General features: G+C 69.6%; 26 protein-coding genes, 1 pseudogene and 1 riboswitch. Of the genes and pseudogenes, 13 read left to right on the forward strand and 14 right to left on the reverse strand.

The features are described from left to right. Positions 1–3 precede the first annotated feature (3 nt). Positions 4–885 (forward strand): DUF1186 domain-containing protein, encoded by an 882-nt coding sequence (locus P9K36_RS17980; RefSeq protein ID WP_278305621.1) that lies wholly within the window; start codon positions 4–6, stop codon positions 883–885. Here the strand turns inward: P9K36_RS17980 and moeB are convergent. The 3 genes from moeB to P9K36_RS17995 form a co-directional block, all read right to left on the reverse strand. Further along, positions 874–1659 (reverse strand): molybdopterin-synthase adenylyltransferase MoeB, encoded by a 786-nt coding sequence (gene moeB / locus P9K36_RS17985; RefSeq protein WP_278305622.1) that lies wholly within the window; start codon positions 1657–1659, stop codon positions 874–876. The two genes, P9K36_RS17980 and moeB, sit on opposite strands and share 12 nt — an antisense overlap. 103 nt (positions 1660–1762) lie before the next feature. Continuing rightward, entirely contained in the window at positions 1763–2284 is a 522-nt protein-coding gene (gene infC, locus P9K36_RS17990) for a translation initiation factor IF-3 (RefSeq protein WP_020092802.1), read from the reverse strand. Positions 2285–2492: 208 nt separating this feature from the next. Then, positions 2493–3779: a glycosyltransferase family 4 protein gene (locus P9K36_RS17995; protein ID WP_236961350.1), complete on the reverse strand. Its 1287-nt coding sequence runs from the start codon at positions 3777–3779 to the stop codon at positions 2493–2495. Positions 3780–3886: 107 nt separating this feature from the next. On the opposite strand from P9K36_RS17995, the gene P9K36_RS18000 reads away from it, so the two are divergent. Continuing rightward, positions 3887–4654, forward strand: a complete 768-nt coding sequence (locus tag P9K36_RS18000; protein ID WP_278305623.1) for an alpha/beta hydrolase — start codon at positions 3887–3889, stop codon at positions 4652–4654. A gap of 21 nt (positions 4655–4675) precedes the next feature. Here the strand turns inward: P9K36_RS18000 and P9K36_RS18005 are convergent, their stop codons facing one another. After that, complete coding sequence (locus tag P9K36_RS18005) at positions 4676–4960, reverse strand: DUF1150 domain-containing protein (protein ID WP_043354930.1); 285 nt, start codon at positions 4958–4960, stop codon at positions 4676–4678. A gap of 98 nt (positions 4961–5058) precedes the next feature. After that, positions 5059–5487 carry an Hsp20 family protein gene (locus P9K36_RS18010; protein ID WP_012320108.1) on the reverse strand — a complete coding sequence of 143 codons (429 nt, stop codon included), beginning with the start codon at positions 5485–5487 and terminating at the stop codon, positions 5059–5061. A gap of 407 nt (positions 5488–5894) precedes the next feature. On the opposite strand from P9K36_RS18010, the gene P9K36_RS18015 reads away from it, so the two are divergent. The 7 genes from P9K36_RS18015 to P9K36_RS18045 all read left to right on the forward strand — a co-directional run bounded on the left by P9K36_RS18015 (position 5895) and on the right by P9K36_RS18045 (position 10187). Then, positions 5895–6386: a hypothetical protein gene (locus tag P9K36_RS18015; protein WP_170861845.1), complete on the forward strand. Its 492-nt coding sequence runs from the start codon at positions 5895–5897 to the stop codon at positions 6384–6386. A 73-nt stretch (positions 6387–6459) separates the two neighbouring features. Beyond that, positions 6460–6933, forward strand: a complete 474-nt coding sequence (locus P9K36_RS18020; protein WP_043354914.1) for a hypothetical protein — start codon at positions 6460–6462, stop codon at positions 6931–6933. Between the two features lie 132 nt (positions 6934–7065). Further along, on the forward strand, positions 7066–7755 hold the full coding sequence (locus tag P9K36_RS18025) for a MotA/TolQ/ExbB proton channel family protein (RefSeq protein WP_043354911.1): 690 nt from the start codon (positions 7066–7068) through the stop codon (positions 7753–7755). Between the two features lie 53 nt (positions 7756–7808). Further along, positions 7809–8291, forward strand: a complete 483-nt coding sequence (locus P9K36_RS18030; RefSeq protein ID WP_278305624.1) for an ExbD/TolR family protein — start codon at positions 7809–7811, stop codon at positions 8289–8291. Positions 8292–8295: 4 nt separating this feature from the next. Then, on the forward strand, positions 8296–9291 hold the full coding sequence (locus P9K36_RS18035; RefSeq protein ID WP_043354908.1) for an energy transducer TonB: 996 nt from the start codon (positions 8296–8298) through the stop codon (positions 9289–9291). Between the two features lie 299 nt (positions 9292–9590). After that, positions 9591–9920 (forward strand): hypothetical protein, encoded by a 330-nt coding sequence (locus tag P9K36_RS18040; RefSeq protein ID WP_278305625.1) that lies wholly within the window; start codon positions 9591–9593, stop codon positions 9918–9920. 6 nt (positions 9921–9926) lie between these two features. After that, positions 9927–10187, forward strand: a complete 261-nt coding sequence (locus tag P9K36_RS18045) for a BrnA antitoxin family protein (protein ID WP_043378655.1) — start codon at positions 9927–9929, stop codon at positions 10185–10187. Positions 10188–10218: 31 nt separating this feature from the next. Here the strand turns inward: P9K36_RS18045 and P9K36_RS18050 are convergent, their stop codons facing one another. Genes P9K36_RS18050 through P9K36_RS18060 form a run of 3 tightly spaced genes read right to left on the reverse strand, consistent with a single transcriptional unit; the run spans position 10219 to position 11998 of the window. Continuing rightward, positions 10219–10725: a YaiI/YqxD family protein gene (locus P9K36_RS18050; protein WP_278305626.1), complete on the reverse strand. Its 507-nt coding sequence runs from the start codon at positions 10723–10725 to the stop codon at positions 10219–10221. Continuing rightward, on the reverse strand, positions 10722–10925 hold the full coding sequence (locus P9K36_RS18055) for a hypothetical protein (protein ID WP_043378658.1): 204 nt from the start codon (positions 10923–10925) through the stop codon (positions 10722–10724). The genes P9K36_RS18050 and P9K36_RS18055 overlap by 4 nt, the downstream gene beginning before the upstream one ends. After that, on the reverse strand, positions 10925–11998 hold the full coding sequence (locus P9K36_RS18060) for an adenylate/guanylate cyclase domain-containing protein (RefSeq protein WP_043378663.1): 1074 nt from the start codon (positions 11996–11998) through the stop codon (positions 10925–10927). Before P9K36_RS18060 ends, P9K36_RS18055 begins: the two co-directional genes overlap by 1 nt. Before the next feature lie 281 nt (positions 11999–12279). Between P9K36_RS18060 and P9K36_RS18065 the strand changes: the two genes are divergently transcribed. After that, positions 12280–13119: an aldo/keto reductase gene (locus tag P9K36_RS18065; protein ID WP_075380535.1), complete on the forward strand. Its 840-nt coding sequence runs from the start codon at positions 12280–12282 to the stop codon at positions 13117–13119. Between the two features lie 13 nt (positions 13120–13132). Here the strand turns inward: P9K36_RS18065 and P9K36_RS18070 are convergent, their stop codons facing one another. From P9K36_RS18070 to P9K36_RS18080, 3 genes are all read right to left on the reverse strand, one after another. Then, positions 13133–14683: a sensor domain-containing diguanylate cyclase gene (locus tag P9K36_RS18070; RefSeq protein ID WP_075380536.1), complete on the reverse strand. Its 1551-nt coding sequence runs from the start codon at positions 14681–14683 to the stop codon at positions 13133–13135. A gap of 252 nt (positions 14684–14935) precedes the next feature. Further along, the gene (locus tag P9K36_RS18075; protein ID WP_278305627.1) at positions 14936–17128 is read right to left on the reverse strand and encodes a transglycosylase domain-containing protein; all 2193 of its coding nucleotides are present in this window, start codon (positions 17126–17128) and stop codon (positions 14936–14938) included. A gap of 140 nt (positions 17129–17268) precedes the next feature. After that, on the reverse strand, positions 17269–17652 hold the full coding sequence (locus tag P9K36_RS18080; RefSeq protein ID WP_043378674.1) for a hypothetical protein: 384 nt from the start codon (positions 17650–17652) through the stop codon (positions 17269–17271). A 184-nt stretch (positions 17653–17836) separates the two neighbouring features. Between P9K36_RS18080 and P9K36_RS18085 the strand changes: the two genes are divergently transcribed. Both P9K36_RS18085 and P9K36_RS18090 read left to right on the forward strand, forming a co-directional pair. Continuing rightward, entirely contained in the window at positions 17837–18106 is a 270-nt protein-coding gene (locus P9K36_RS18085; RefSeq protein WP_278305628.1) for a hypothetical protein, read from the forward strand. A 64-nt stretch (positions 18107–18170) separates the two neighbouring features. Further along, on the forward strand, positions 18171–18680 hold the full coding sequence (locus P9K36_RS18090; protein WP_278305629.1) for a hypothetical protein: 510 nt from the start codon (positions 18171–18173) through the stop codon (positions 18678–18680). Between the two features lie 11 nt (positions 18681–18691). On the opposite strand, the gene P9K36_RS18095 is transcribed toward P9K36_RS18090, so the two are convergent. From P9K36_RS18095 to P9K36_RS18105, 3 genes and pseudogenes are all read right to left on the reverse strand, one after another. After that, complete coding sequence (locus P9K36_RS18095) at positions 18692–19762, reverse strand: acyltransferase family protein (RefSeq protein WP_278305630.1); 1071 nt, start codon at positions 19760–19762, stop codon at positions 18692–18694. 107 nt (positions 19763–19869) lie between these two features. Further along, a pseudogene (locus P9K36_RS18100) lies at positions 19870–20248 on the reverse strand (restriction endonuclease). Positions 20249–20261: 13 nt separating this feature from the next. Then, a complete protein-coding gene (locus tag P9K36_RS18105; RefSeq protein WP_043378682.1) occupies positions 20262–21092 on the reverse strand; it encodes an alpha/beta hydrolase in 831 nt (276 codons plus the stop codon). A 119-nt stretch (positions 21093–21211) separates the two neighbouring features. Beyond that, positions 21212–21317, forward strand: a riboswitch (TPP riboswitch). A gap of 71 nt (positions 21318–21388) precedes the next feature. Here P9K36_RS18105 and thiC point away from each other — a divergent pair. Beyond that, on the forward strand, positions 21389–23275 hold the full coding sequence (gene thiC, locus P9K36_RS18110) for a phosphomethylpyrimidine synthase ThiC (RefSeq protein WP_043352437.1): 1887 nt from the start codon (positions 21389–21391) through the stop codon (positions 23273–23275). The last annotated feature ends 295 nt before the right edge of the window (positions 23276–23570 follow it).

The following is a 23570-nucleotide window of genomic DNA, read 5'->3' on the forward strand; positions in this document are numbered from 1 at the left end:
ACCATGGACCGGATCGCCCTGCTGATCGAAGACCTCGCGGCGGCCGAATACCGACCGAAGGCGGCGTTGCGGGAAGCGCTCAAGCACCCGTCCGCCGTCGCGGAGGCGACGCTGCCGCTGCTAGAGGGCGCGGCCGACGGACGCGAGCTGACGCCGGAGGAGACGAACCTTCTCTTCTGGGGCCTGCACGTCCTGGCCCATGCCCGGGATACGCGCGCCCTGGCACCGCTGCTGAGGCTGCTCCGGCACGACGAGGAAACCCTCGACGCCATCCTCGGCGATGCCATCACGGCGACCCTTGCCAAGATCCTGGCGAGCCTGTTCGACGGCGATCCGCAGCCGCTGTTCCGTCTGATCCTGGACAGCACGGTGGACGATTACGTGCGCATGGCGCTGCTCAGCGCCTGCACCTTCCTGACCCTGGAGGGCCGGATCGACCGGGCCGCGATGCACGACCTGCTGGTCCGGTTCGACGACGCCCAGGCGGCCGTGGAAGAGGCGCCGGCCTGGGTCGGTTGGGAGGAGACGATCGCCCATCTCGGCTTCCGGGACCTCGCACCTCGGGCGGCTGCGGCCCGTGCCGACGGACGCCTCACCGACGAGATCAGCGACGCCGGGTGGTTCAAGGACGCTCTGCGCAAGGCCGAGGCCAATCCGGACGACCGCGACCGGCTCGGCCCCTACCAGTACGGCTACCTCGACGAGCCGGTGGAAGCCCTCGACTGGGCCGAGGAGGGCGCGGGGGAGCCGCAGCGCAATCCGCTCAAGAACGTCGGCCGCAACGATCCGTGTCCCTGCGGGTCCGGGAAGAAGTTCAAGAAGTGCTGCCTCGGCGCCGAGACCGTCGAGGGCCCGTGGATGCCGCCGGGTTCCCTAGGCCGCTGAGGCGCCGGTGCCGCTGAGCGGGTTGTCGGGATCCCAGCCGTAGCTCAACGTCTCGAACCGCATGGCGCGGGCATCGACCATCAGGAGGCGCCCGACCAGGGGCTCTCCGAAGCCCGCCACCGCGCGGAGCAGCTCCATGGCCATCAACGAGCCCATCACTCCGGCCAGGGCTCCCAGCACGCCGGCCTCCGCGCAGGCCGGCACGCTGCCGGGCGGCGGCGGGTTCGGGAAGAGGCAGCGATAGGTCGGGTTCGGCGTCCCGTCCGGCCCGGTCTCGTGGGCGCGGATCGTGGTCAGCGTCCCGTCGAAGCGGCCGAGCGCCGCCGTCACCAGCGGGCGGCGCGCGCGGAAACAGGCATCCGACACCGCGTAGCGCGTGGCGAAATTGTCGGATCCGTCGGCCACAAGGTCGTAGCCGGCGATCAGGTCGACGGCGTTGTCCGGATCGATCCGGACCGGATGCGGGACGACGGTCACGTGCGGGTTGAGCCGCGCCACCGCGTCGGCGGCGCTCTCGACCTTCGGCCGGCCGAGATCGGGGGTCCCGTGGATTACCTGCCGCTGGAGGTTCGAAAGGGAAACCGCGTCGTCGTCGACGATTCCGATCGTCCCGATTCCGGCGGCGGCGAGATACTGGATCAGCGACGCGCCGAGCCCCCCGGCCCCGACGACCAGGATCCGGGCGGCCTTGATCCGGGCCTGGCCGGGGCCGCCGACCTCGGCGAGGACGAGGTGGCGGGCGTAACGTTCGATCTCATCGGGAGCGAGGGCCATGGCTGCCCCTTAATCCGCGGCGCCACCAATCGGAAGCGCTGAAAAGACAACGCCGCCCCGGTGAGGAGGCGGCGCGGGTCTCGCGTCTCGGGATCGGTACCGCTCAGCGCGGCGCCAGGATCATGATCATCTGGCGGCCTTCGAGCATCGGCTCGCTCTCGACCTTGGCGATCTCCGCCGTCTCGCTCTTCACGCGCTCCAGGAGGCGCAGACCGATATCTTGGTGAGCCATCTCACGACCACGGAAGCGCAGGGTCACCTTGACCTTGTCGCCTTCCTCGAAGAAGCGGTGCACCGACTTCATCTTGGTGTCGTAGTCGTGCTTGTCGATGCCGGGGCGGAGCTTGATCTCCTTCACCTCGACGGTCTTCTGGCGCTTGCGGGCCTCGTTCTGCTTCTTCTGCTCGTTGAAGCGGAAGCGCCCGTAATCGAGCAGCTTGCAGACGGGCGGCACGGAGTTCGGCGCGATCTCCACGAGATCGAGACCGGCTTCCTCAGCCAGATTGAGGGCGTCGAAGAAGGGGACGACGCCGCGGTTCTGCCCGGTATCGTCGATCAGCTGCACTTCCCGCACACCGCGAATGTCGCGGTTGGCGCGCGGCCCGTCCTTCTGCGGGGCCGGCATGGCTCTCATCGGTCTACGAATGGCTTAGGTCTCCTGCTGCAACGGCGAAACGGCGGTTCCCAGAAGGATCTCCTGGCCGCCTGCCGCCCCGGTCTCTTCCGGACATACAACGTTGGTGGAACCGCGACCAGAGTCAACCGCCTGAAGCCGCGGTGCCGAAAATAATCGGCCACGGCGTCTCGGTCCGCTTTCCGGGTCAGCCGGCCGCTCAGGGCAAGCGGCCGAGCAGCCCCGCATAGACCGCCAACGTGTCGCCGACCATCCGCTCGAGGGAGAAATGCGCCGCGACATGCGCACGGCTCCGCCGTCCGAGGGCGTCGCGGGCGCTGGCGCCGAGGGAAAGGGCCTCGGTCAGGGATGCAGCGAGCGCGGCCGCGTCGCCGGCCGGGACGCGCCATCCGGTGCGCTGGCCCGCTGGCGTCTCCGGCGGCGCCAGTACGGTTTCCGGTACGGCCCCGAGATCGGACACCACCACCGGTGTACCGAGCGCCTGCGCCTCCACGGCCGAACGGCCGAAGGCCTCCGGCTCAACGGACGGCACCGCCACCACCGAGGCGGCCCGGAAGGCGGCCGGCATGTCGGTGCAGTGACCGACCCGCCGGACGATACCCTCGAGCCCGCGGGCGGCGATCAGCGCATCGAGTTCGCGCTCGTAGGAGGCGCGTCCTTGAGGGTCTCCCGCCAGGACCACGGCCAGATCGGGAACGCCGCGGTCGCGCATCTGCGCGGCCGCCTCGATCAGCACCCGATGGCCCTTCCAGGCCGTGAGGCGGGCGGCCAGCAGGATCACGCGCTCGTGCGGCGCGACGTTCCAGCTCCGGCGCAGCGCCTCGACCCGTACGGCGCCGACGGCGACCGGGTTGAACACGCCGAGATCCGTGCCGCGGTGGATGACCCGCACGCGGTCGCCAGCCTGCTCGGCATGCAGCCGGTGGATCAGGTCTGCGGTGTAGTGCGAGTTGGCGATGACCACGTCGCCGCGGGCCATCACCGAATTGTACAGAACCTTGACGTTGGTCCGGCCGGAATAGCTGCCGTGATAGGTGGTGACGAACGGCAGGCCGAGCCGGCGCGCCGCTCCGAGGGCGACCCAAGCGGGCGCACGGGAGCGGGCATGGATGATCTGCACCTGCTCGCGGCGGCAGAGGGCCATAAGCCGCAGGACGTTCACGGCCATCAGCGCCGGATTCTTCGCGGCGGCCGGGAAGCGAAGCCAGTGGCCGCCCTTGGCCTGCAATTCCCCGACGAGCCGTCCACCCTCGGTCGCCACCAGCGCGCGAGCGCCCACGGCCGCGAGGCCGCCCGCGACATCGACGGTCGTGCGCTCGGCGCCCCCGGCGTCGAGTTCGGGAATGATCTGCAGGACGCGAGCGCCCGCAAGGGCCCCGACTTCCGCGGGAAAACCCGACAAGGCGTGTGTACCTTCGCCCGTCCGCGGTCCATCGGCGAGGACGCGCAGGCCCCCGACCGGTATCTGCCAAATGCTCGCTACCATTGATCCAGCATCGCCGCCGGGCTTTACGGTCCGGTAAACGAGAGTTGAAGCCAAACCGTTCAGGTCCGGACTTCTTCCACGTCGAGACATGGATATCGGAGAGAACGATGTCGGATATGGCCCCCGAGTTCCTCACCGTCGGCACGGGCGAGGCCGCCCGGCGCATCGCCGTGCGGGTGCGTCAGGGGGGCGGTCCACCGGTCGTCTGGCTCGGCGGATTCCGCTCCGACATGACGGCCACCAAGGCGACGGCGCTGGATGCCTGGGCCTCGCAGAGAGGCCGCACGCTCATCCGCTTCGATTATGCCGCGCATGGGGCCTCGAGCGGCACCTTCACGGAATGCACGATCTCTTCGTGGCTCGAGGACGCGCAGGCCGTCCTGGCCGCCTACGCCACGGAGGCGCCGATTCTCATCGGCTCGTCGATGGGGGGGTGGATCGCCTGCCTGGCCGCCCGCGACCGGGCGAACGGAGGTCAGGCGACCGCCGGTCTCGTGCTCATCGCCCCGGCCCTGGATTTCACCGAAGAGCTGATCTGGAACCGCCTCGGCGAGGCGGCCCGCGCCATGCTGATCCGGGACGGCATCCTGCGAAGGCCCAGCGACTACGGGTCGGAACCGGACCCGATCACCCTGAACCTCATCGACGACGGGCGGCGCCATTGCATGCTCGGCGACACGGTCGATCCGGCCTGCCCGGTCCACATCCTCCAGGGCATGCGGGACACCGATGTGCCTTACACCCACGCCCTGAAGATCCTCGGCCGGCTGCCGGCCGAGGGCACCGTGCTGACGCTCATCGCCGACGGAGATCACCGCCTGTCGCGGCCGCAGGACATCGCGCGCCTGGTCGCCGCAGTGGACGAGATCGCCTGACCGGTTCCTCGGCCGGAGCGGTCAGTGGAGGCTGACCGGCTGCAGGTCCTGCGCGACTGCGTTCGCCAGGACGACGTCCCGCGAATCGGCGAGCATGATCGGAGCGCCACTCGCCGAGAGGAGGGCAAACAGATCGAGGCCGGGCAGCAGCTCGGGCGCCTGTGGGAAGAAACGGCGGACCTCGTCGGACCGGATGGGCCGGACATAGGCGATGTGACCCTCGCCCAAGGCCGCGAGATCGGCGGGCGCGAAATCGGCCGGGTCAAGATCGGCCGGGGTCAACGGAGACGGGTTCAGATTGGTCATCAAAGCCCTCCTGGGGTGGCAGAGCGTCCGCCGCCGATCCTGAAGGCTTCGGCGGCTCCCCGCTGATGTGGGGATCCGCGCCGTCCAATCAATCGGTCTCAGCCGCGGGCGCCGATATCGATCTTGCGCACGATGCGATCCGGTTCCGGACGGACCAGATCGATCGACAGCAGGCCGTTGGCGAGGTCGGCCCCGAGGACCTCCATGCCGTCGGCGAGGAGGAAGGCCCGCTGGAACTGGCGCGCCGCAATGCCGCGGTGAAGAAAGTGCCTCTCGCGCTCGTCGACCTGGCGACCGCGCACGACGAGCTGGCTCTCCTCCAGCATGACGTCCAACTGGTCGCGGGTGAAGCCGGCGACCGCCAGCGTGATGCGCAGGCGCTCGGGCTCGCTCTCGGTGCGGGGCAGCCGCTCGATGTTGTAGGGTGGATAGCCGTCATTGGCGGCCTTTGAGACCCGGTCGAGAGCCTGTTCGATCTCGTCGAAGCCGAGCAGGAACGGGTGCCCGAAGGGCGAAGATCGGGTCATCGCGGCCATCATCCAGAAAGCGAGGCCTCCGACCCCGGGATCCGCCGCAATCCCGGGATGCCTGAGCACCTCGTCGACAGGGAGCCCACCGAGGTAGCGCTCCGCCGGACGAGACGTCGCCGGCAACCACGAGATATGGCCAAGGCCGTCCGGGCCATCAAGGGAGGCCGCGGGTTTCGTCAGGACGGCGTGGTCCGATCCAATCCAGGATGATTAGGCAAAAATTACCGGGACGCATAGGCAAAGACGTGAACGGCCACGCTTTCCTCTAACAGTTTGGAACTGCTCTGATTTTCTCGCTGGGCCTTGATCCGGGCGGCCGGCCTGGATACTGCCGCGAAAGAAGATGATCCGACCATGACGGTCGGTCTATGCAAGTTGTCCTGCGACGCGAGGCACCGCAGTCCATGAGCGCGCCCCTGACCCGGACTGATCATGCGGCGATGCGGCGCGTCGCCGATATCTGCGGCGATGAGGCTGATATCCTGGCCTTGTCGGTGGCCCGTTTCGTGGCCGCCGGCTACATGACCAGCGACGTCGCCTGCTGGAACGCGGCCTTCGACGGCGCCGAGCAGCTGCTCGGGCCGACCGAAGGCTGCCGCTTCGTCGCCTGTGTGGTCGCGATCATCCGGGCGCTGCGGGCGGAGCGCGACGGCGACTGGTCGTTCATGCCGGCGAGTTGCTGCCGCGTGACCGGTCACGAATGCGCCTTGGTGACGCTGATCAACCGCGGGCGTCAGCGCCTCTGGACGGATCTGGAGGCAGCCGCCGCCGAGATTACCGGACGGGAGGCGGCGCCCCGCCTCGTGGCGGCGGTCCGCGCGGCCGTCGGGCCGCTGGATGCGGCGGCCCAACGCCTCGCCCCGGCCTCGTGCCCCGCCGGCGCGGTGCTTCACTGATCCGGCCCCAACCCGCCCGGCCGGCGCGGCGCGAAACGCCGGCCGGCACACACTTGAAAAGGACTTGGTCACGGTGATTGCCCTGCGCGCGCCCCTGTACCGTCGGCGGATCGGGCGTATCGCCCTCGACACGGCGGCCTGCTTCGCGCTCTCGGCGCTCCTCGTGGTATCGGCCCTGGCGCAGGATGCCGCCGAGAAGTCCGCTCCGATCAAGCTGCAGCTCAACAAGGTCGAGACTGCGGGCGAGGCCTGCCGGATCACCATGGTGATCGACAACAAGGGGCCCGGCCTGAAATCCTACAAGGTGGATCTCTTCGCCTTCGACCCGGAGGGCGTCGCGCAGAAGCGTGTCGCGGTGGAGCTCGGTCCGCTGCCGCCGAAGAAGACCACCGTCAAGATCTTCGACTTCCCCGGCATCGCCTGCAACAAGGTCGGGCGCGTCCTGTTGAACGACGTCCTGGCCTGCGACGGCGGTGATTCCGCGCGCGAGGCCTGCCTCGAGCGGACTGAGACCGACAGCAAGGCCGGCCTCCCGTTCGACCGCTGATGCGGATGGTTTGACGGTCGATCAGACCAAACCGCCCGGCGGCGAGGGTCGCCGAGCGGCCTGCGGCTTTCGCCGCACCCCGAGATGACGGCGGCGCAAGGCCGCGTGAGACCAAGACGCCAGGAGCCCGCGATGGACCCGACACAAGCGCCGATCGAGGCGGCCCACGACTTCTCCTTCCTCGGTCTGTTCCTGCAGGCCGACCCGATCGTGAAGGGCGTGATGATCTTGCTGGTGATCGCCTCGATCGCCTGCTGGACGGTGGTGTTCGAGAAGATCATCCGGCTGGCCGCCGCTCGGCGTCAGGCCAAGGCCTTCGCCACGCTGGTCCGCTCCGGGGGCAGCCTCGACGGCGAGCATCGCGGCATCGCCGGCCACGTGGTGAAGGCGGCCATCGACGCGTGGCGCGATCAGGATTCCTCCGAGACCCGGGCCGAGCGCCGCGACCGGATCGAGCGGGCTATGAAGGGCGCCCTCACCCTCGAAGTGAAGCGCCTGCGCACCGGCCTGTCGCTGCTGGCGACTTCGGGCTCCACGGCCCCGTTCGTCGGGCTGTTCGGCACCGTCTGGGGCATCATGAACTCGTTCTCGTCCATCGCCCGCAGCCAGGACACGTCGCTGGCCGTGGTGGCCCCGGGCATCGCGGAGGCGCTCTTCGCCACGGCGATCGGTCTCGTCGTCGCGATCCCGGCGGTGATGGCCTACAACAAGCTGTCGAGCGACGTGAGCGGCATCCAGAGCACCTTCTCGTCCTACATCTCGGTTCTGGGCAACCGTCTCGCGCGCGACCGCGCCGGCGCCCATCGGGCGGCTGCCGAATAGAGCCGCCGCGCCCGCCCGCACAGAACCGAACGTAACGGTACCGGAGACGCCCCATGGCGATGGGATCCCTTCGCGCGAGCGACGACGACGACCTCGACGACATGCCGATGTCCGACATCAACGTCACGCCGATGGTCGACGTGATGCTCGTGCTTCTGATCATCTTCATGGTCGCCGCACCGCTGATGACCACCGGCGTGCCGGTCCAGCTGCCGAAGACGGCGGCTCCCAAAGTCGCGCAGTCGAAGAAGCCCGCGGAGGTGACGGTCGACAAGGACGGCAACCCGTCCATCGCCAAGGAGGTGTTCACGATGGACAGCATCGTGCCGCGCCTGCGCGAGATGGCGGCTGCCGACAAGGATCAGGTCATCCTCGTGCGCGGCGACCGTGACGTGCCCTACGGCAAGGTGATGGAGGTGATGGGCCTCGTCGGCCAGGCCGGCTTCACCAAGGTGTCGCTGATCGCGCAGTCGCCCGGCGGCGCCGCTCCGGCAGCGGCCGCCGCTCCGGCCGCCTCCGCAGGGACCGCGCGCTGAACCGATGAGCACCTTCACGTCGACGGATCTGCCGGTCGGGGCCGGCGAGCGCCGCCCGTCCGGGCTGGTCGCCGCCTTCCTGGTCGCCCTCGGGCTGCATGCGCTTGCGTTGGCCGCGATGATGTTCCTGCGGCTGGCCCCGCCCGCGCCGCCCGGCGAGCAGCAAATCACCGTCGACCTCGCGCCGCTCATGACGGATGCGACCACCGAAGCTCCGGCGGAGCAGCAGATGAGCCAGGAGGCCCCGCCGGAGACGAAGCCGGTGGACGCGCCGCCCGACGAGGCCGTCCAGCCCCCGCCGCCCACCGAGATGACCGAGGTCAAGCCGGAGGATACCCAGCCGGTCGAAGCGCCGGCGGAGGCGCAGCCGGTCGAGGCGCAGAACCAAGTGATCACCTCCACGTCGGAGGCGGCCGAGCCGCTGGCGGCGCCGCCCACCGAAGTCGCCAAGACCGAGGAACCGCCGAAGCCCACACCCGACCCCGCCAAGCTCAAGGCGGAACGGGAGGCCAAGCTGCGGAAGATCCGCGAGGAGAAGCTCCGCGAGCAGAAGCGCGAAGAGGCGCGTCAGGAGCGCCTGGAGGAGATCCGCGAGGCGAAAGCCAAGGCCGCGCGCGAGGCGAAGGCGCGTGAGGCCAAGGCCCGGGCGGGCGCCGAGCGGAGTTCGGCCTCGGCCTCGCGTCAGAATGCGGTCGGCCGGGCCGCCGCAGGCAACGATCCGAGCGCCATGCGGCAATGGCAGGGCGCGATCAGCGCAGCGATCCACAGCCGGATGAACGTGAACGCGGCCGTCGGAACCGGGGGCGGGACCGCGGTGGTGCGCTTCACCGTGATGCGCTCGGGCCAGGTGACGGGCGCGGGCCTGGCCCGCTCAAGCGGGATCGGCCAGATCGACAGCGCCGCCCTCGCGGCGGTGCGCGGCAGCATGCCGGCGGCGCCGCCCGGTGTCACGCTGTCGAACCTGACGGTCTCCATCCCGCTTCGGTTCGGCGTGCGCTGATCGAACGACGATCGGGGCCGAAATCCTTCGTCAGAACGCAGACCCGGGCCGCATGGACAGGTGGACCCGCACGAAGGGTGTGCGCGGTCAGTCCCGACCGTCGATCCGGATTCGCCATCGGCGTCGCGGGCATGCTAAAGCCTTCGCGAAGCTGCTCTCCTTGCGCGCCTGACGGCGATGCGGGAGGGCGAATGATCCGGCCTTGCCCTCCGCCCGTCGAACAGGCCGGACCCGCTCAGACACCGTCTCGCGCAGGATGCGTCGGGTCGGATCCGTCGAGCCGGGGTGAAAGGGACAGGATGAGCGACGAGACTGAGTTTGACCTCGACGAGGTGAATGCCGTCCGCGACGCGGAAGCGGAAGCGAAGACGCGTGCCGAGAATCGCGCCGAGCGTGCGGAACGTGCGGAGCGCATGGCGCGCGAAGGCGCCCAGGCGATGGCGGAGCATCACGCGGCCATCAAGGCTGTGGATGAGCGGACGCTTCGGCTGCGCTCGCTGCGCCTCGCCAAGGAGGCCGCAGACGCGCAGGCCAAGGCGGCCGAGAAGGAAGCCAAGGCGGCCGCCAAAAGCTCCGCGAAGAAGGCCGTGAAGAAGGCGGCACCGAAGAAGACGACCGCGAAGGATTAGGGGTCGATGGCCGAGGACCGCAACCGCCGCCGCTTCACCGATCCGCGCGCGACCGCCGAAGCGGCTTTCCGGGCCGCCACGACCCCGAAGCCGGCTGCCCCGCCGCCGCAACCGGCCGCACGGCCGACGACGATCCCCGGCTCGCGGGAGGTGGTGAGCTTGCGTCTCGACAGCGCCGTGCTCGCGCATTTCCAGAAGGACGGGCCGGGCTGGCAGGACCGCATCAACGAGGCGCTCAGAAGCCTCGTACCGGCGGACGACGCCTGAATCGTCCATTTGATCGGAGGGCGGCCGGGTCTCAGCCCGGCTTCGGCCGGTCACGCAGGATCCGGTTCACCGCCCGGTCAAGGGCGGACAGAAAGGCCGATCGGTCTGCGCGCGAGAACGGCTTCGGCCCGCCCGTGATGGTTCCGGCTTCGCGCAACGATTGCATCAGGTCGCGTGTGGCGAGCGCGAGGCCGATCCCGGACTCGCTGAACGGCTTACCGGTGAAGGCCAGAACCGTGGCGCCGGCTTTCACGCAGCGCGCAGCCAGCGGAACGTCGGCGGTGAGCACGATGCTCCCGGGCCCCGCCCGCGCGGCGATCCAGTCATCGGCGGCGTCGAGTTCCGAACCGACCACCACGCGCTCGATCCAGGGCTCGCGCGGGAGGTTCAGCACGCTGTTGGCGACGACGTGGACGGTGAGGCCGTAGCGTGCGGCCACCCGGTAGGTCTCGTCCTTTACCGGGCATGCATCGGCGTCGAGATAGATCGCCGGGCCGGTCGGGGTGGCACGCGTCGGGTCGCTCGTGGCAGCGTTCATGACCGGGGCACGACCTTCGAGATGAAGCCCGCCAGGATCAGGAGCACACCCAGGCCGAACTGCCAGCGCTCGATATCGCCGCCGACCGACAGCACGATGGCGCGGCCGAAGACCACGACCCCGATCAGCGGCAGGCCAAAACGGAGCGCCATCTTGACGGCGATCAGGGTGTTGGCGCGGGCGGCGCTGACACGGGCCATCAGCGGGCGACCGCAGCGCGGCGCGGCGCCAGATCCGCCACGGCGGCACTCTCGGCAGGACCACGCTCCAGCGTCGCCACGGACAACGGCGCGCCGCGGCCGCGGAGGGCATGGGCGCCGAGAGAGCGCGCCCGGACGCCGGCTGGCAGGCGCGGAAGACGGCCGAGGAGATCCTGCGAGATCAGGATGCCGACCCCGAGCGGGCGGCACAGGGCCTCGATCCGCGACGTGACGTTCACGGCGTCGCCGAAATACGCGATCTTGTGGCGGTCGACTCCGACTTCGGCCGTGACCACCGAGCCGCCATGCAGCGCCGCCCGCAGCCGCGGCACCGTCCCGAATCGGGTGGTCCAGGCCGCGGCATCCGCCTCGATCCGGTCGAGCACGTCGAACAGGCAGGTGATGCAGCGCGCGTCCTTGAGGCCGCGGGCCATCGGCCAGGTCACCATGGCGAGATCGCCGACATAGTCGTCCACGGAGCCGCCGTTGCGCCGCACCGGCTCGGCCAGCGTCGCGAACACGGCCCCGAGATACTCCTGGGCGCGCAGGTCCCCGTGCGCCTCCGCGAAGGCGGTGGAGCCGACGACGTCGAGGAACAGGAAGATCCGCTCCTCCGCCACCGGCTTGTGGTAGCGGCCGATCATGAAGTTCACGAACACCTCGCCGCCGATCAGATCGCGCATCCGGATCACGAAGACGAGGAGGCCGGACACGGCCAAGGCGTAGGCGAGGACCCGCGCGGTCATCCGGGTCGCGGTCGTCAGATCGTCCGGCGTCAGGGCGAAGGCCCAGACGACCAAGCCGCCGAGGGCGTTGCCCGCCATGATCATCAGGACGTAGGCGAGTTCCGCGGCCAGCACGTAGAGCCACGCCGGCAGGCGGCGGATCCGCGTCTGCAGGCCGGCCAGGATCAGCCCGCGGTCGAAAGCCAGCACCGTGGCACCCATGCAGAGGCCGTAGGTGAATCCGGCGAGGGGAGAGGCGCCAGCCGCGAAGATGATGTTGTAGAGCAGCCCCGCGCCGGCCGCCGCCAGCAGGATCAGACCCCAGAATATCCGATGGGCCGGCAGCATCGACACATCTCCAGCATGGCCACTGACGGACCGGGTGTCGCGTGGCCGGGCGCGGCGGCGCCCTGCGGGAGGCGCAGGCTCGGCATACCCGCGCCGCCTGACCTCGAGCCTGGGCCTAAAGTTTAGCGTCGCGGAAGGCCGCCAGCCATTGCTCAACGCCCCAAGATGGCGCGAGTAAGGCGTGCCGGGGAGTTGAACGGCGGACCCATGACACGTCGGCGGCCCGATCCCGACCGGATCGCCGTCAGCAACCCCTGTGACAGCGAAAAGGGAGCGCTGCCATGTATGCCAGGAGCTTCGGCGCGATGCGCGTCTCGGTCCCGGTCATCGGCCAGGGCACGTGGCACATCGACAGTTCGGACCGGACGGATGCGATCCGCGCGTTGCGGGCCGGAATCGACGCCGGCATGACCCATATCGACACCGCGGAGATGTACGGCGACGCGGAGGCAATCGTCGCCGCCGCCATCGCGGATTGCCGCGAGGAGGTCTTCCTCGTTTCGAAGGTGGTCCCTGGCAACGCGACGCGCCGCGGCGTGGCGCGGGCCTGCGAGGCTTCGCTCCGACGCCTGCGGACGGATCGGCTGGACAGCTATCTGCTGCACTGGCCGGGCCAGCACCCCCTCGAGGAGACGATCGCGGGCTTCGAGGATCTGCGCCGGGCGGGCAAGATTCTGTCCTGGGGTGTCAGCAATTTCGACGTCGAGGATCTCGACCGCGCCCTCGCCATTGCGGGGCCGGACCGGATCGCCTGCAATCAGGTCCTCTACCACCTGAACGAGCGGGCCATCGAGCATGCCGTGCTGCCCTGGTGCGAGAAGCACGGCGTCGCGATGGTCGGCTACTCGCCCTTCGGCAGCGGCGACTTTCCCGATCCGGCCAGTGCTGGCGGCCGCGTCCTGGCGGGCATCGCGCAGAGCCATGGGACGACGCCCTACGCCGTGGCCCTCGCCTTCCTGACCCGGCTGCCCGGCACCTTTACGATTCCGAAGACCGGTCGCCCGGACCGGGCCATCGAGAATGCTGGCGCGGCGGACCTGCATCTCGGTGCGGCCGAGATTGCCCTGATCGACGCGCATTTCCCTCGGGGGCCACGCCCCCGGATCCTGCCCATGCTCTGAGCCGCGGGCCGGCTCAGGCCCGCATCGCGAGGGTCGGGGGTGCGCGCGGCGGTGCGGCCCGCACCCGATTGCGGCCGGCCTTCTTGGCGGCATAGAGGGCCGCGTCCGCCGCCGTGAAGAGGCCATCGGGCGGATCCCCGCTGGCCGGATCGGCGGAGGCCACGCCGATGCTGACCGTGGCGCTGCCGCCGACGTCCGGAGCATGGGGGATCCCGAGGCTCACCACCGCGCGGCGGATGCGCTCCGCCGCCGCCCCCGCCGCCGTCGCATCGAGTCCCGGCAGCAGCGCGACGAATTCCTCGCCGCCGATCCGGAAGCTCAGCCCGCCGGTATCGAGCGTCTGCTGCAGACACAGCGCCACCGCCTTGAGCACCTCGTCGCCGCGCTGGTGGCCGAAGCGGTCGTTGAACTGCTTGAAGTGGTCGGCATCGACGATCATCAGGGCCAAAGGAGTCCGCAGTCGCGCGGCACGGGTCCACTCCACGGCGAAGTGTTCGTCGTAGCTGCGCCGGTTCGGCAGCCCGGTTAAGCCGTCGGTCCGGGCGAGCACCGCGAGTGCAGCATTCGCTTCGCGCGTGGAGGCCTCCGCGGCCGCCCGGCGACCCACCTCCCGGTGAAGCAGAACCGTCAGCCCGAAGGTGAGGACGCAGAGACTGAGGATCAGGATACCGACGATCGCCGCCTTATAGATCCAGACCTCACGGATGCTGTCGACATCCGTAGCCACCGTCACGATCAGCGGCAGGTCGTCGAGATTCGCGAAGCTGTAGACCCGGTCAACGCCGTCCAAGGCCGACCGTCCCTGAAACTCGCCGCGGGCATGCGCCTGATAGAACGCATGGGCCGGACTTGCACGGATGCTCTGCCCGAGCAGTTGCGGCCGGGCCGGCGCGCGGATCAGGAGCGTCCCGTCCCGATGGAACACGTTCAGGGCGATACCGTCATCGAAGCGCAGCCGGTCGAAGAGCGCCCGGAAATGCGCGAGTCTGATCGATCCGTACACGATCCCCGCGAAGGAACCGTCTGCCGTCTGGATCCGCCGGGTCATGCGGATAATGCTCTCCCCGGTCAGACGGGACTGAGTCGGTCCAGTAAGGATCAGACCCGCATCGGGATTGGACTTATGGATCTGGAATTCCGGCAGCGTGCTCAGGTTGGGCCGGTTCTGCAGGTTGGGATCGCTCGTCAGTTGGACATCACCCGCCGCATCCGTGACGGTGATCGGGCCGAGACCGGAGCCCGCGACGGCGGTGTCGAACACGGCCAAGCGTCTGAGTTCCGGGTCCAGAATTATGATATCCGCGCGGTGCGCCAAGCGCGCGGAACTCTGCAGGGAGAGATCGTAAACCCGCAGGCTGTGGCCGACCCCCTCCTCGATCACGGCCAGAAGGTTCGCAGCGTTGCGGCGCGCATTGTGCCAAGCGACATCGCGCAGATCGAGGCAGAGATAGACCCCGAGCAGCGTCAGGCAGAGCAGCAGGCACGTGCCCCCCAGCGCGATCAGACGCGAGGCGCGATCGGCGAGGTGGACTCGGATCGCTGTGGCAGTCGCGCGCGGGACCATGGGCTCGATCGGGTTGCCGCCGGCCCCGGCAACCGGAGAGCGGACTTGCTATCGACCCGAATTCTGAGTCCCGAATATTGAAAAAGGAGTTATTTTAGGAATTAAGAAGCGTCCGATTTGCGCCAATATAGATCAATCGGCACCAGGTCTGTAAGTGCTGCCGCGTCAAGTCAGCGGTCAGCCGGATTTCGAGCACCGTCGATCAGGCCCGCGATGGGGTGGCGAGCGCCGGGCCGTCACCGATCGGCGGGGTCAGTCGCCGATCCCGAACAGCTTTTCGATGAAGTTGCGGTCATCCTTCTGAGCGCGCCGCGCCGGGGCGGACTGGCGCGGCGCGGGTGCCTCCGGTTCGCCCAGAATCTGCCCGAGGAGCCCGCCCGGTGCAGGCGCCGCGGCACTCGCCACCGAGGCGGTCGTCTCCGGCTGCCTGCGCCAGCGGTTGAGGCCGGGGAGCGGGACCGGAGTCTGCCCCTTCAGCGCCTGGGTCATATACGACTTCCAGATCTCCGCCGGCAGATTGCCGCCGGTGACCTTCTTGGTCAGCTCGCCGTCGTCGTTGCCGAGCCAGACCCCGGTGACGAGGCTGCCCGAGAAGCCGATAAACCAAGCATCGCGGTAGTCCTGCGTGGTGCCGCTCTTGCCCGCCAGGTCCCAGCCCGGGATGTCCGCCTTCTTGCCGGTGCCGCTGACGAAGACCTCGTGCATCATCGCATTCATCATGCCGTCGGCATTGGCATCGATGACCCGGCCGAGACCGTTGTCGGAGCGCTTGTACAAGACCTTGCCGCCCTGGCTCTTCACGGCGGTCACCACGTAGGGGATCACGCCGGTGCCGCCGTTGGCGAAGGCCCCGTAGGCGCCGACCATCTCCAGCAGCGTCACTTCGGACGTGCCCAGGGCGATGGAGCCGTTGGCCTGGAGCGGCGAGGTGATGCCGAGCCGCTGGGCGGTCTGCACCACGGTCTTCGGGCCGACCTCCTGGCCGAGCCGCACCGCGACGGTATTGAGCGAATGGGCGAGCGCCGTCCGCAGGGTGACAGGCCCCTCGTACCGGTGCGAGTAGTTCTCCGGGGCCCAGTTGCCGATCCGGACCGGCGCGTCCTCGCGGACCGTGTCGGGCGTGGCGCCGTGCTCCACGGCAGCGAGGTACACGAAGGGCTTGAACGAGGAGCCGGGCTGGCGCTTCGCGGTCGTGGCACGGTTGAACTGGCTCTGGGCGTAGTCGCGCCCGCCGATCAGCGCCCGGATCGCGCCGTCGGGCCGCATCGAGACCAGCGCGCCCTGGCCGACATTGAAGCGCGCGCCCTTGGCGTTGAGCTCGTCGGTGAGCACCTTCTCGGCGGCGGCCTGGAGGACGGGATCGACGGTCGTCTGGACCGTGATGTCGGTGTCGAACTTGCCGACGTAGTCGTCGAGCACGTCCATCACGAGGTCTGCGACGTAATTGGCCGAACCGCCGCCGCGGGCATTGGTGGGCTTCGCCGGCTGGGCGAGCGCCACCTTCACGTCCTGCGGCGCGGCGAAGCCGAGTTCCTGCATCGCGGCGAGCACCTGGGCGGCGCGGGCCTGGGCGGCCGGGAGGTTGCGGTTCGGAGCGAGCCGCGACGGCGCCTGAACGAGGCCGCCGAGCATCGCGGCCTGCGCAAGGCTCACCTCCTTGGCGGGCTTGCCGAAATAGCGCTGCGCGGCCGCCTCGACGCCGTAGGCGCCGGCGCCGAAATAGACACGGTTCAGGTAGAGCTCGAGGATCTCGTCCTTGGTGTACTTGTGCTCCAGCCAAAGCGCGAGGATCGCCTCCTGGATCTTGCGCGAGGCGGTCCGCTCCTGCGTCAGGAACAGATTCTTGGCGAGCTGCTGCGTCAGGGTCGAGCCGCCCTGTGCGACGCCGCGCCGGGTCAGGTTCTGACCGATGGCGCGCAGGATGCCGACCGGATCCACGCCGAAATGCTGGTAGAAGCGCCGATCCTCGATCGCCACGAAGGCGCGCGGCAGGTAGGGCGGCAGCTCCTTGATCGAGACCACCCGGCCGCCGGTCTCGCCGCGATTGGCGAGCAGCGAGCCGTCGCTCGCCAGGATGGCGATGTTGGGCGGCCGCTTCGGCACCGCGAGCTGGTCGATCGGCGGCAATTGCGACGCGTGGTAGGCGATGAGCCCGGCAAGCCCGATCACCCCCCAGAGACCGAGGACGACGGTGCCGTAGACGATGCGGCCGAGCCAGGACCGCCGGCGTCGGCCGCGACCCGAGGCCTTCGCCCGCCCGGTGGTCCGCGCCGGCGCCTTGTTCGGCTGCCGCGCTCCTCCGCCGCCCGATCGCTTCGCCACGCCGTCTCCTGCCCCCCCGGGACGGTCCTCCCGGGACAGGCGCAGATCGAGTTCGCCGCGATCCCGGACACGCCCCTCGGGCACGTCGAAGTTCGGCTCAATCCTGCCCCGACCCTTGGCCATGCATCCCGTCTACGAATGTTCCGCCGCAGCGCGTCTGTCGGGCGCGCCGCAGAACGGTTTCCGCACGCTAAATGCGGCGGTTTAAGGGGCCGTTATCGAAGCGTTCGGCGCCCGTTCCCCATCCCGCGCGCCGATACGCCCTAGCGTTGGGCAGGAGGCTGGACGACCGGCGCGCCGAGCACCCGTCGGGCCTCCGCGAGCAGCACGGAATGGCGGGCCGATTGCGGACCTGAGTCCGGCGTCTCACGGCCCAGCCGGGCGATGCGCGACCGGAACAGGCGTCGGCGCAGGCCGAACCAGCCGATGCTCATCAGCAGCGCCTGAAGCACGAGACGGACGGCCTCCGTCCGCTCGCGCTCCTCGGCGACCACCGCCGAGAGCGCCGCCTCGCGGCGAAGGGCAGCCTCCAGCTCCTCCCGGACGGCGGCGCGGGCCGCCTCGTCCTTGCGCGCCGCGTCGAGCTGGATCCGGCATTCCTGCAGCGCGCTGAGCAACAGAAGCTCCTGCGCGGACGCATCCCTCATCAAGGCCTCCTGGGGCGCCCTATCCCGTTCGTCCACGGGTGGCTCCGCCCGATCATCGTCATGGCGGTGCCAAAACAGCCCGCACAGATCCGTGCGCGACGCCATAGCGAGCGCGGCCGCTGGCCGGAAGCCGCCGACCGGATTATTCGGCACGCGGACCGCGACGCAATGGGGAATCGGGGACGTGCAGATTCGGATCGCTCTGGCCTTCGGAGCCATCATGCTGGGAGCCGGCACGGTGATGCCCGCGCCGGCCCGGGCCTATCAGCTCGACACGGTGAATCTGGTCGGCTGCGCCCAGGAAGGCGGCGTCTGCCGGATGCCCTACGCGACCAACGTCTATTACGGCGTGCCCGGCCGGACCAACGGTCGGCCGTTTCCTCAGGGCGGCGCCGTGCCCTGCAACAGCCAGACCTTCGGCGATCCCGCACCGGGCCAGGCGAAGAGCTGCTGATACGCACCGCGCATCACTGCGGGCGGCTCTGGCGGTGGCGGCTACGGCGGTGGCGGATACGGCGGTGGCGGGTACCGGAGCGACGATTACGACGACCGGCGCGACGCCTATCGCTATGGCCGCGACTACGACCGGCCGCGCGCACGCCGCCCGTACGACGACGATTATGAGCCTGGGCCGCGCCGCTACAGGGATGATCCGGACGACTATTGATCTCGATCTGAGAGCGCAGGCAAGGGATCGTATTTGCCCTGTTAACCCCCATCCGGCATCGTCCCGGACCGCGGAGATCGTCTCCGCGGACCCGCGGGTGCGGATGGGGGAGTCGATGAGGGAGAATCGCCGCGGCGTCTTCCGGAAGAACGCCTTCACCTTCGGCGCGGTCCTGCTCGACGGCGGCGAAGTCAGTTGCCTGGTCTGGGACGCGACCGAGGTCGGCGCCCAGATCGAGGTCGACGGCGATCATGTGGTGCCGGACCGCTTCCCGCTCCGCGTGAGCGCCGGCGCCGAGCCGCGCGCGGCGGCCGTTGCATGGCGGCGCAGCCGCCGGATCGGCATCGCCTTCGAGGGCTGAAGCCGCCCGTCTCAGGTCGCCTGCAGGACCGGGCGGGTCCGGGACTCCGACCCCACGAGCCGGCACCAGCGCGGCCTCACGAACAGCAGATCGAGCGCCGTGCCGCGAACCAGCCACTCCAGGACCAGCGGCAGCAGCACCGCCACGGTCATGACGATGAGGCTTGCAAGTCCGATATCGGCGATGGCTCCGGTGCGCACGAGGATCTCCCGGGTCGCCGCCATGGGTAGCGAAAAGGCGAGATAGATCACGATCGAGCGCTGCCCGCAGGTTCGGACCGCCTCGGCGATCGGCCCCCCGACGCGGCCAAGGAGCGACGCCGCCACCACGATCGCGAGCGCACCGGCGGCGCCGAGGGCGAGGCTCACCAGCGGCAGGCTGGCGAAGGTCGGGTGATTCGGAAGGCCCGACGGAGTCAGCGCGAGCCAACCTTCCACGAACGCCCATGCGGCGAGGCCGCACAGGGCGAGCCGGACCCGGTGCCGGGCCGCGTCCGCGAGGGCGAAGATGCGGCCGGCGAACAGATAGCCGGCGACGAAGAAGACATATCGGGCGCAGAACTCCTCGATGAGGGTCGACTCGCTGCGGATGTCGGCAATCTGCAGCACGGCGGCACCGGCGAGCAGCACGGCGTCGGGCACGCGGCGCAGAGCCTTGGTGACGACCGAGAACACCGCGAGCAGATAGATGAACCACAGCGTCGAGTAGGGTTCGATCAGGGCATGGGCGAGATGCGCCGCGAAGGCCGTGGGGCCGTCATCGCCGGCGATCTTGCCGTATCTGGCGGCCGACTGGATCACGAGCCAGAGCAGGTAGAAATAGGCGAAATGGACCACCCGGCGGTCGGAGAACAGGCGCCAGTCGCGGTCGATCACCCGCCCCATGAACAGGCCGGACAGAAGGAAGAAGTCCGGAATCCGGAACGGCTTCGCGAAGGCCACGACCGGATGGAGGAAACCTTCTCCGCCCATGGCGTCGCCGGTGCCCGTGACGGAATGCATCATGACCACCAGGAGGATGCAGATCCCCTTGGCGATATCGACCCAGGCGAGCCGATCACCCGTATCCCCGACCCCGGCCATCGTCCCACCCTCGCGATCGGAGGGATCCTGGACCGGTTTGGGTTGACGGCGATGAACGTGATCGCCGCAACCTGCGGATGTGACGAACGGTCGGTAAACGCCGGCGGTCAGACCTTGCGCCGCGCCGACCGCCGCGCGCGGGTCATGCGCGTCGCGGCGTGAAAATCGTCCGGCCGGCCGCGCACCCAGGCGAGGAAGCGGGCTATCTCCGGATCGGTCCGCAGGGCTTCGAGATCGGCCAGGCGCTTGGCGATCTCGGCCTCACTGTAGCGTGCATGGATCGCCGAGTGGCAGATCTGGTGCAGGCGGACGGTACCGCGATGGGTTCCGCCCTTGAGCTTCGGGGTGAGGTGATGGAGGCTGGAGCGAGCGCGATGCGGAATCGGGCGCTCACAGAGCGGGCAGACCGGCTCGGGCCGGCCCTGCGCGCGCACCCGGTGCGTCCGGATCCTCGGCGCTCCAGCGCTGCGAGCGCCGTCCGACCACGCGCCCCCCTCTCCTATCCTTGCTGATCGACCGGCTGCGGGCAGGTCGGACCGACACGCTCTCTGAACATCGCCTCGGCCTCTCGGTCCCGGCCCCCCAGGATGGACACGTGGTCGCCCGGGATCACGGCGATCCGCGCCCGCGGGCCGGCTGCTGCGGCGAGGCCTTGCGCCAACTTGAGCGGCACCACCGTGTCGTCGCGTCCCTGCACGATCAGAACCGGCGCAGTTCCGCCACGGATGCGCGTGTCCGAGCGGTATGTGTCGCGCAGGAGCCAGATGGGGACTAGCGGGACATGCAGCCGCACGGTGTGGATCATCGAGTCGAACGGGGCCTCCAGGTAAAGCCCGATCGTCGGCACCCGTTCGGCGACTGCGACCGCGACGGCCGCCCCCAGCGAATGGCCGTGCAGCAGGATCGGCGCATCGGGCGCCTGTGCCCGCGCGGCGTTCACGGCCGCCAGGCCGTCGCGGATCAGGCCGTCTTCGCTGGGGCTGCCGGTCGAGCCGGGATAGCCGCGATAGGCCACGGTCAGCAGACCCCAGCCGCGCGCCCGCCACGGCTCCGCGGCGAAGCGCTCCGCGTGCGGTTCCGGGCGGGATCCATTGCCGTGGAAACTGACGATGACGCCGCAGCCCGGCCGCGGCGGCCGCCACAGTCCGTGCAGGGTCTCGCCATCCGAGGTCGCGACCGTGATCGTCGCGACCCCGGGCGGCACCGGCCAGGGTGTCGGCGGGCTGAAGGCGCCCGGATAGAGGAAGCGGCGCTGTCCGAGGGCGAGCGCGGCGCAGGCCAACCCGCAGAGCAGGAGCACGGCGAGCAGGAGGCCGGCGAGGAGTCGCATGCGATGCGGGGGAGGCCGTGGGGTTGAGAAGCGGATGCGTTCGATCGAACGGTTTTCGGGATGTGTTTTCTAGGGCGCCCGGTCAGCATTGACAAAGCCGTCCGCGCGCCTGAGTCTGGAACCGTTCCGAGGGGAGCCCCGCAGGGGGCTGAGATTGGGCACGCTGCCCTGACCCTTGAACCTGATCCGGCTCATACCGGCGGAGGGACGGGAACCTGCGGTCGCATGTCGCGCGGCCCCATCTCATCTCGGCCATCGCGTGGACCGGACTGCTCCAGCACGAGGAGAGGCCCACGATGAACGCACCCGTTCTCCCCAAGGATGTGAAAGGCAGCCCGGAGACCGTGACCACGGGTCCGGTGACCGGATCGCGCAAGGCCTATGCGAGCCCGGCCGGACGGCCGGACATCCGCGTCCCCTACCGCGAGATCGTCCTCTCCGATCCGAAGGAGGAACCGGTGCGGGTCTACGACCCGTCGGGGCCCTACACCGAGACCGACGCGCGGATCGACCTCAATGCCGGCCTCCCCGGCGTGCGCGAGCCTTGGATCGCGGCCCGCGGCTATGCGGCCGTCGCGCCGCGCGCGGTGAAGCCCGAGGATAACGGCTTCGCGGGCGACAAGCTCGTGGCCCCCTGCCCTGCCGAGCGGACCATCCGCAAGGCGGCCCCGGGCCAGAGGGTGACCCAGTACGAGTTCGCCCGCGCGGGGATCATCACCGAGGAGATGATCTACGTTGCCCATCGCGAGAACGTCTGCCGCGAGAAGATGCTCGCGGGCGCCGAGGCCGCACTCGCCGACGGCCAGAGCTTCGGGGCCTCGGTCCCGCCCTTCATCACCCCCGAATTCGTGCGCGACGAGATCGCCCGCGGCCGGGCGATCATCCCGGCCAACATCAACCACACCGAGCTGGAGCCGATGGCGATCGGCCGGAACTTCCTGGTCAAGATCAACGCCAATATCGGCAACTCGGCCGTGACCTCCTCGGCCGCCGACGAGGTCGAGAAGCTCGTCTGGTCGATCCGCTGGGGCGCCGACACGGTCATGGACCTGTCCACCGGCCGCAACATCCACAACATTCGCTCGTGGATCATCCGCAACAGCCCGGTCCCGATCGGCACGGTGCCGATCTATCAGGCGCTGGAGAAGGTCGGCGGCGACCCGCTCAAGCTCGACTGGGAGGTCTTCAAGGACACGCTGATCGAGCAGGCCGAGCAGGGCATCGACTACTTCACCATCCATGCCGGGGTGCGTCTCGCCCACGTGCCGCTGACCGCCCGGCGCGTCACCGGCATCGTCTCCCGCGGTGGCTCGATCATGGCGCGCTGGTGCCTGGCCGGACACCGCGAATCGTTCCTCTACGAGCGGTTCGACGAGATCTGCGACATCATGCGGGCCTACGACGTGTCGTTCTCGCTGGGCGACGGCCTGCGCCCGGGCTCGATCGCCGACGCCAACGACGCCGCGCAGTTCGGCGAGCTGGAGACGCTGGGCGAGCTGACCAAGGTCGCCTGGGACAAGGGCTGCCAGGTGATGATCGAGGGCCCCGGCCACGTGCCGATGCACAAGATCAAGGTCAACATGGAGAAGCAGCTGAAGGAGTGCGGCGAGGCGCCGTTCTACACCCTCGGCCCGCTGACTACCGACATCGCCCCCGGCTACGACCATATCACCTCGGGCATCGGCGCCGCGATGATCGGCTGGTTCGGCACCGCGATGCTCTGCTACGTCACCCCGAAGGAGCATCTCGGCCTGCCCGACCGGGACGACGTGAAGACCGGCGTGATCACCTACAAGATCGCTGCCCACGCCGCCGACCTCGCCAAGGGCCACCCGGCCGCGCAGCTGCGCGACGACGCGCTCAGCCGCGCCCGGTTCGACTTCCGCTGGGAGGACCAGTTCAACCTGGGCCTCGATCCGGATACGGCCCGCCGCTACCACGACGAGACCCTGCCGAAGGACGCCCACAAGGTCGCGCATTTCTGCTCGATGTGCGGGCCGAAATTCTGCTCGATGAAGATCACCCAGGATCTGCGCGCCGAGGTGCTGGCGATGGAGGAAGCCGGCGAAGTCGTGGGCGCGTCGCCCGCGATGTCCAAGGCCGAGGCCGAAGCCGGCATGCGGGCCAAGTCGGAGGAGTTCCTGGCCGAGGGCGGCAAGCTCTACGTCGACGCCGCCGAGTGAGGCCAAGGCACGCCCGGTCCGATCCGGATGCGGGCGTGCCGCCGTTCCGCCCCGGCGTTCCACCACACGGGGCCTCGATGTCGAGGACCGCTCCGGGTCGGGCGCCCTTGGTACCGCGCATCGCCGCACGCATCTGATCCGCGGCGATGCCGACGGCGCGCGGGTTGCTCAGTTCGATGATCGGGGCGCAAATCCTTCTCTGATCCCCCTGGACAGAGCGGAGCGCTTCCAGTCGCAGGCGCTTCCTGTCAGGTGCCCCGTAGGCGCCCGACGCGGCCTTGCTGAGCAAGCGGGT

The organism is Methylobacterium sp. 391_Methyba4 (genome assembly GCF_029691625.1).
Classification (GTDB): Bacteria; Pseudomonadota; Alphaproteobacteria; order Rhizobiales; family Beijerinckiaceae; genus Methylobacterium; species Methylobacterium fujisawaense.

Bases quoted from the DNA above. Each gene is read 5' to 3' on its own strand.
- P9K36_RS17980 (WP_278305621.1), top strand. From the start codon at position 4: ATGGACCGGATCGCCCTGCTGATCGAAGACCTCGCGGCGGCCGAATAC.
- moeB (WP_278305622.1), bottom strand. From the start codon at position 1,659: ATGGCCCTCGCTCCCGATGAGATCGAACGTTACGCCCGCCACCTCGTC.
- infC (WP_020092802.1), bottom strand. From the start codon at position 2,284: ATGCCGGCCCCGCAGAAGGACGGGCCGCGCGCCAACCGCGACATTCGC.
- P9K36_RS17995 (WP_236961350.1), bottom strand. From the start codon at position 3,779: ATGGTAGCGAGCATTTGGCAGATACCGGTCGGGGGCCTGCGCGTCCTC.
- P9K36_RS18000 (WP_278305623.1), top strand. From the start codon at position 3,887: ATGTCGGATATGGCCCCCGAGTTCCTCACCGTCGGCACGGGCGAGGCC.
- P9K36_RS18005 (WP_043354930.1), bottom strand. From the start codon at position 4,960: ATGACCAATCTGAACCCGTCTCCGTTGACCCCGGCCGATCTTGACCCG.
- P9K36_RS18010 (WP_012320108.1), bottom strand. From the start codon at position 5,487: ATGACCCGATCTTCGCCCTTCGGGCACCCGTTCCTGCTCGGCTTCGAC.
- P9K36_RS18015 (WP_170861845.1), top strand. From the start codon at position 5,895: ATGAGCGCGCCCCTGACCCGGACTGATCATGCGGCGATGCGGCGCGTC.
- P9K36_RS18025 (WP_043354911.1), top strand. From the start codon at position 7,066: ATGGACCCGACACAAGCGCCGATCGAGGCGGCCCACGACTTCTCCTTC.
- P9K36_RS18030 (WP_278305624.1), top strand. From the start codon at position 7,809: ATGGCGATGGGATCCCTTCGCGCGAGCGACGACGACGACCTCGACGAC.
- P9K36_RS18035 (WP_043354908.1), top strand. From the start codon at position 8,296: ATGAGCACCTTCACGTCGACGGATCTGCCGGTCGGGGCCGGCGAGCGC.
- P9K36_RS18040 (WP_278305625.1), top strand. From the start codon at position 9,591: ATGAGCGACGAGACTGAGTTTGACCTCGACGAGGTGAATGCCGTCCGC.
- P9K36_RS18045 (WP_043378655.1), top strand. From the start codon at position 9,927: ATGGCCGAGGACCGCAACCGCCGCCGCTTCACCGATCCGCGCGCGACC.
- P9K36_RS18050 (WP_278305626.1), bottom strand. From the start codon at position 10,725: ATGAACGCTGCCACGAGCGACCCGACGCGTGCCACCCCGACCGGCCCG.
- P9K36_RS18055 (WP_043378658.1), bottom strand. From the start codon at position 10,925: ATGGCCCGTGTCAGCGCCGCCCGCGCCAACACCCTGATCGCCGTCAAG.
- P9K36_RS18060 (WP_043378663.1), bottom strand. From the start codon at position 11,998: ATGCTGCCGGCCCATCGGATATTCTGGGGTCTGATCCTGCTGGCGGCG.
- P9K36_RS18065 (WP_075380535.1), top strand. From the start codon at position 12,280: ATGTATGCCAGGAGCTTCGGCGCGATGCGCGTCTCGGTCCCGGTCATC.
- P9K36_RS18070 (WP_075380536.1), bottom strand. From the start codon at position 14,683: ATGGTCCCGCGCGCGACTGCCACAGCGATCCGAGTCCACCTCGCCGAT.
- P9K36_RS18075 (WP_278305627.1), bottom strand. From the start codon at position 17,128: ATGGCCAAGGGTCGGGGCAGGATTGAGCCGAACTTCGACGTGCCCGAG.
- P9K36_RS18080 (WP_043378674.1), bottom strand. From the start codon at position 17,652: ATGAGGGATGCGTCCGCGCAGGAGCTTCTGTTGCTCAGCGCGCTGCAG.
- P9K36_RS18095 (WP_278305630.1), bottom strand. From the start codon at position 19,762: ATGGCCGGGGTCGGGGATACGGGTGATCGGCTCGCCTGGGTCGATATC.
- P9K36_RS18105 (WP_043378682.1), bottom strand. From the start codon at position 21,092: ATGCGACTCCTCGCCGGCCTCCTGCTCGCCGTGCTCCTGCTCTGCGGG.
- thiC (WP_043352437.1), top strand. From the start codon at position 21,389: ATGAACGCACCCGTTCTCCCCAAGGATGTGAAAGGCAGCCCGGAGACC.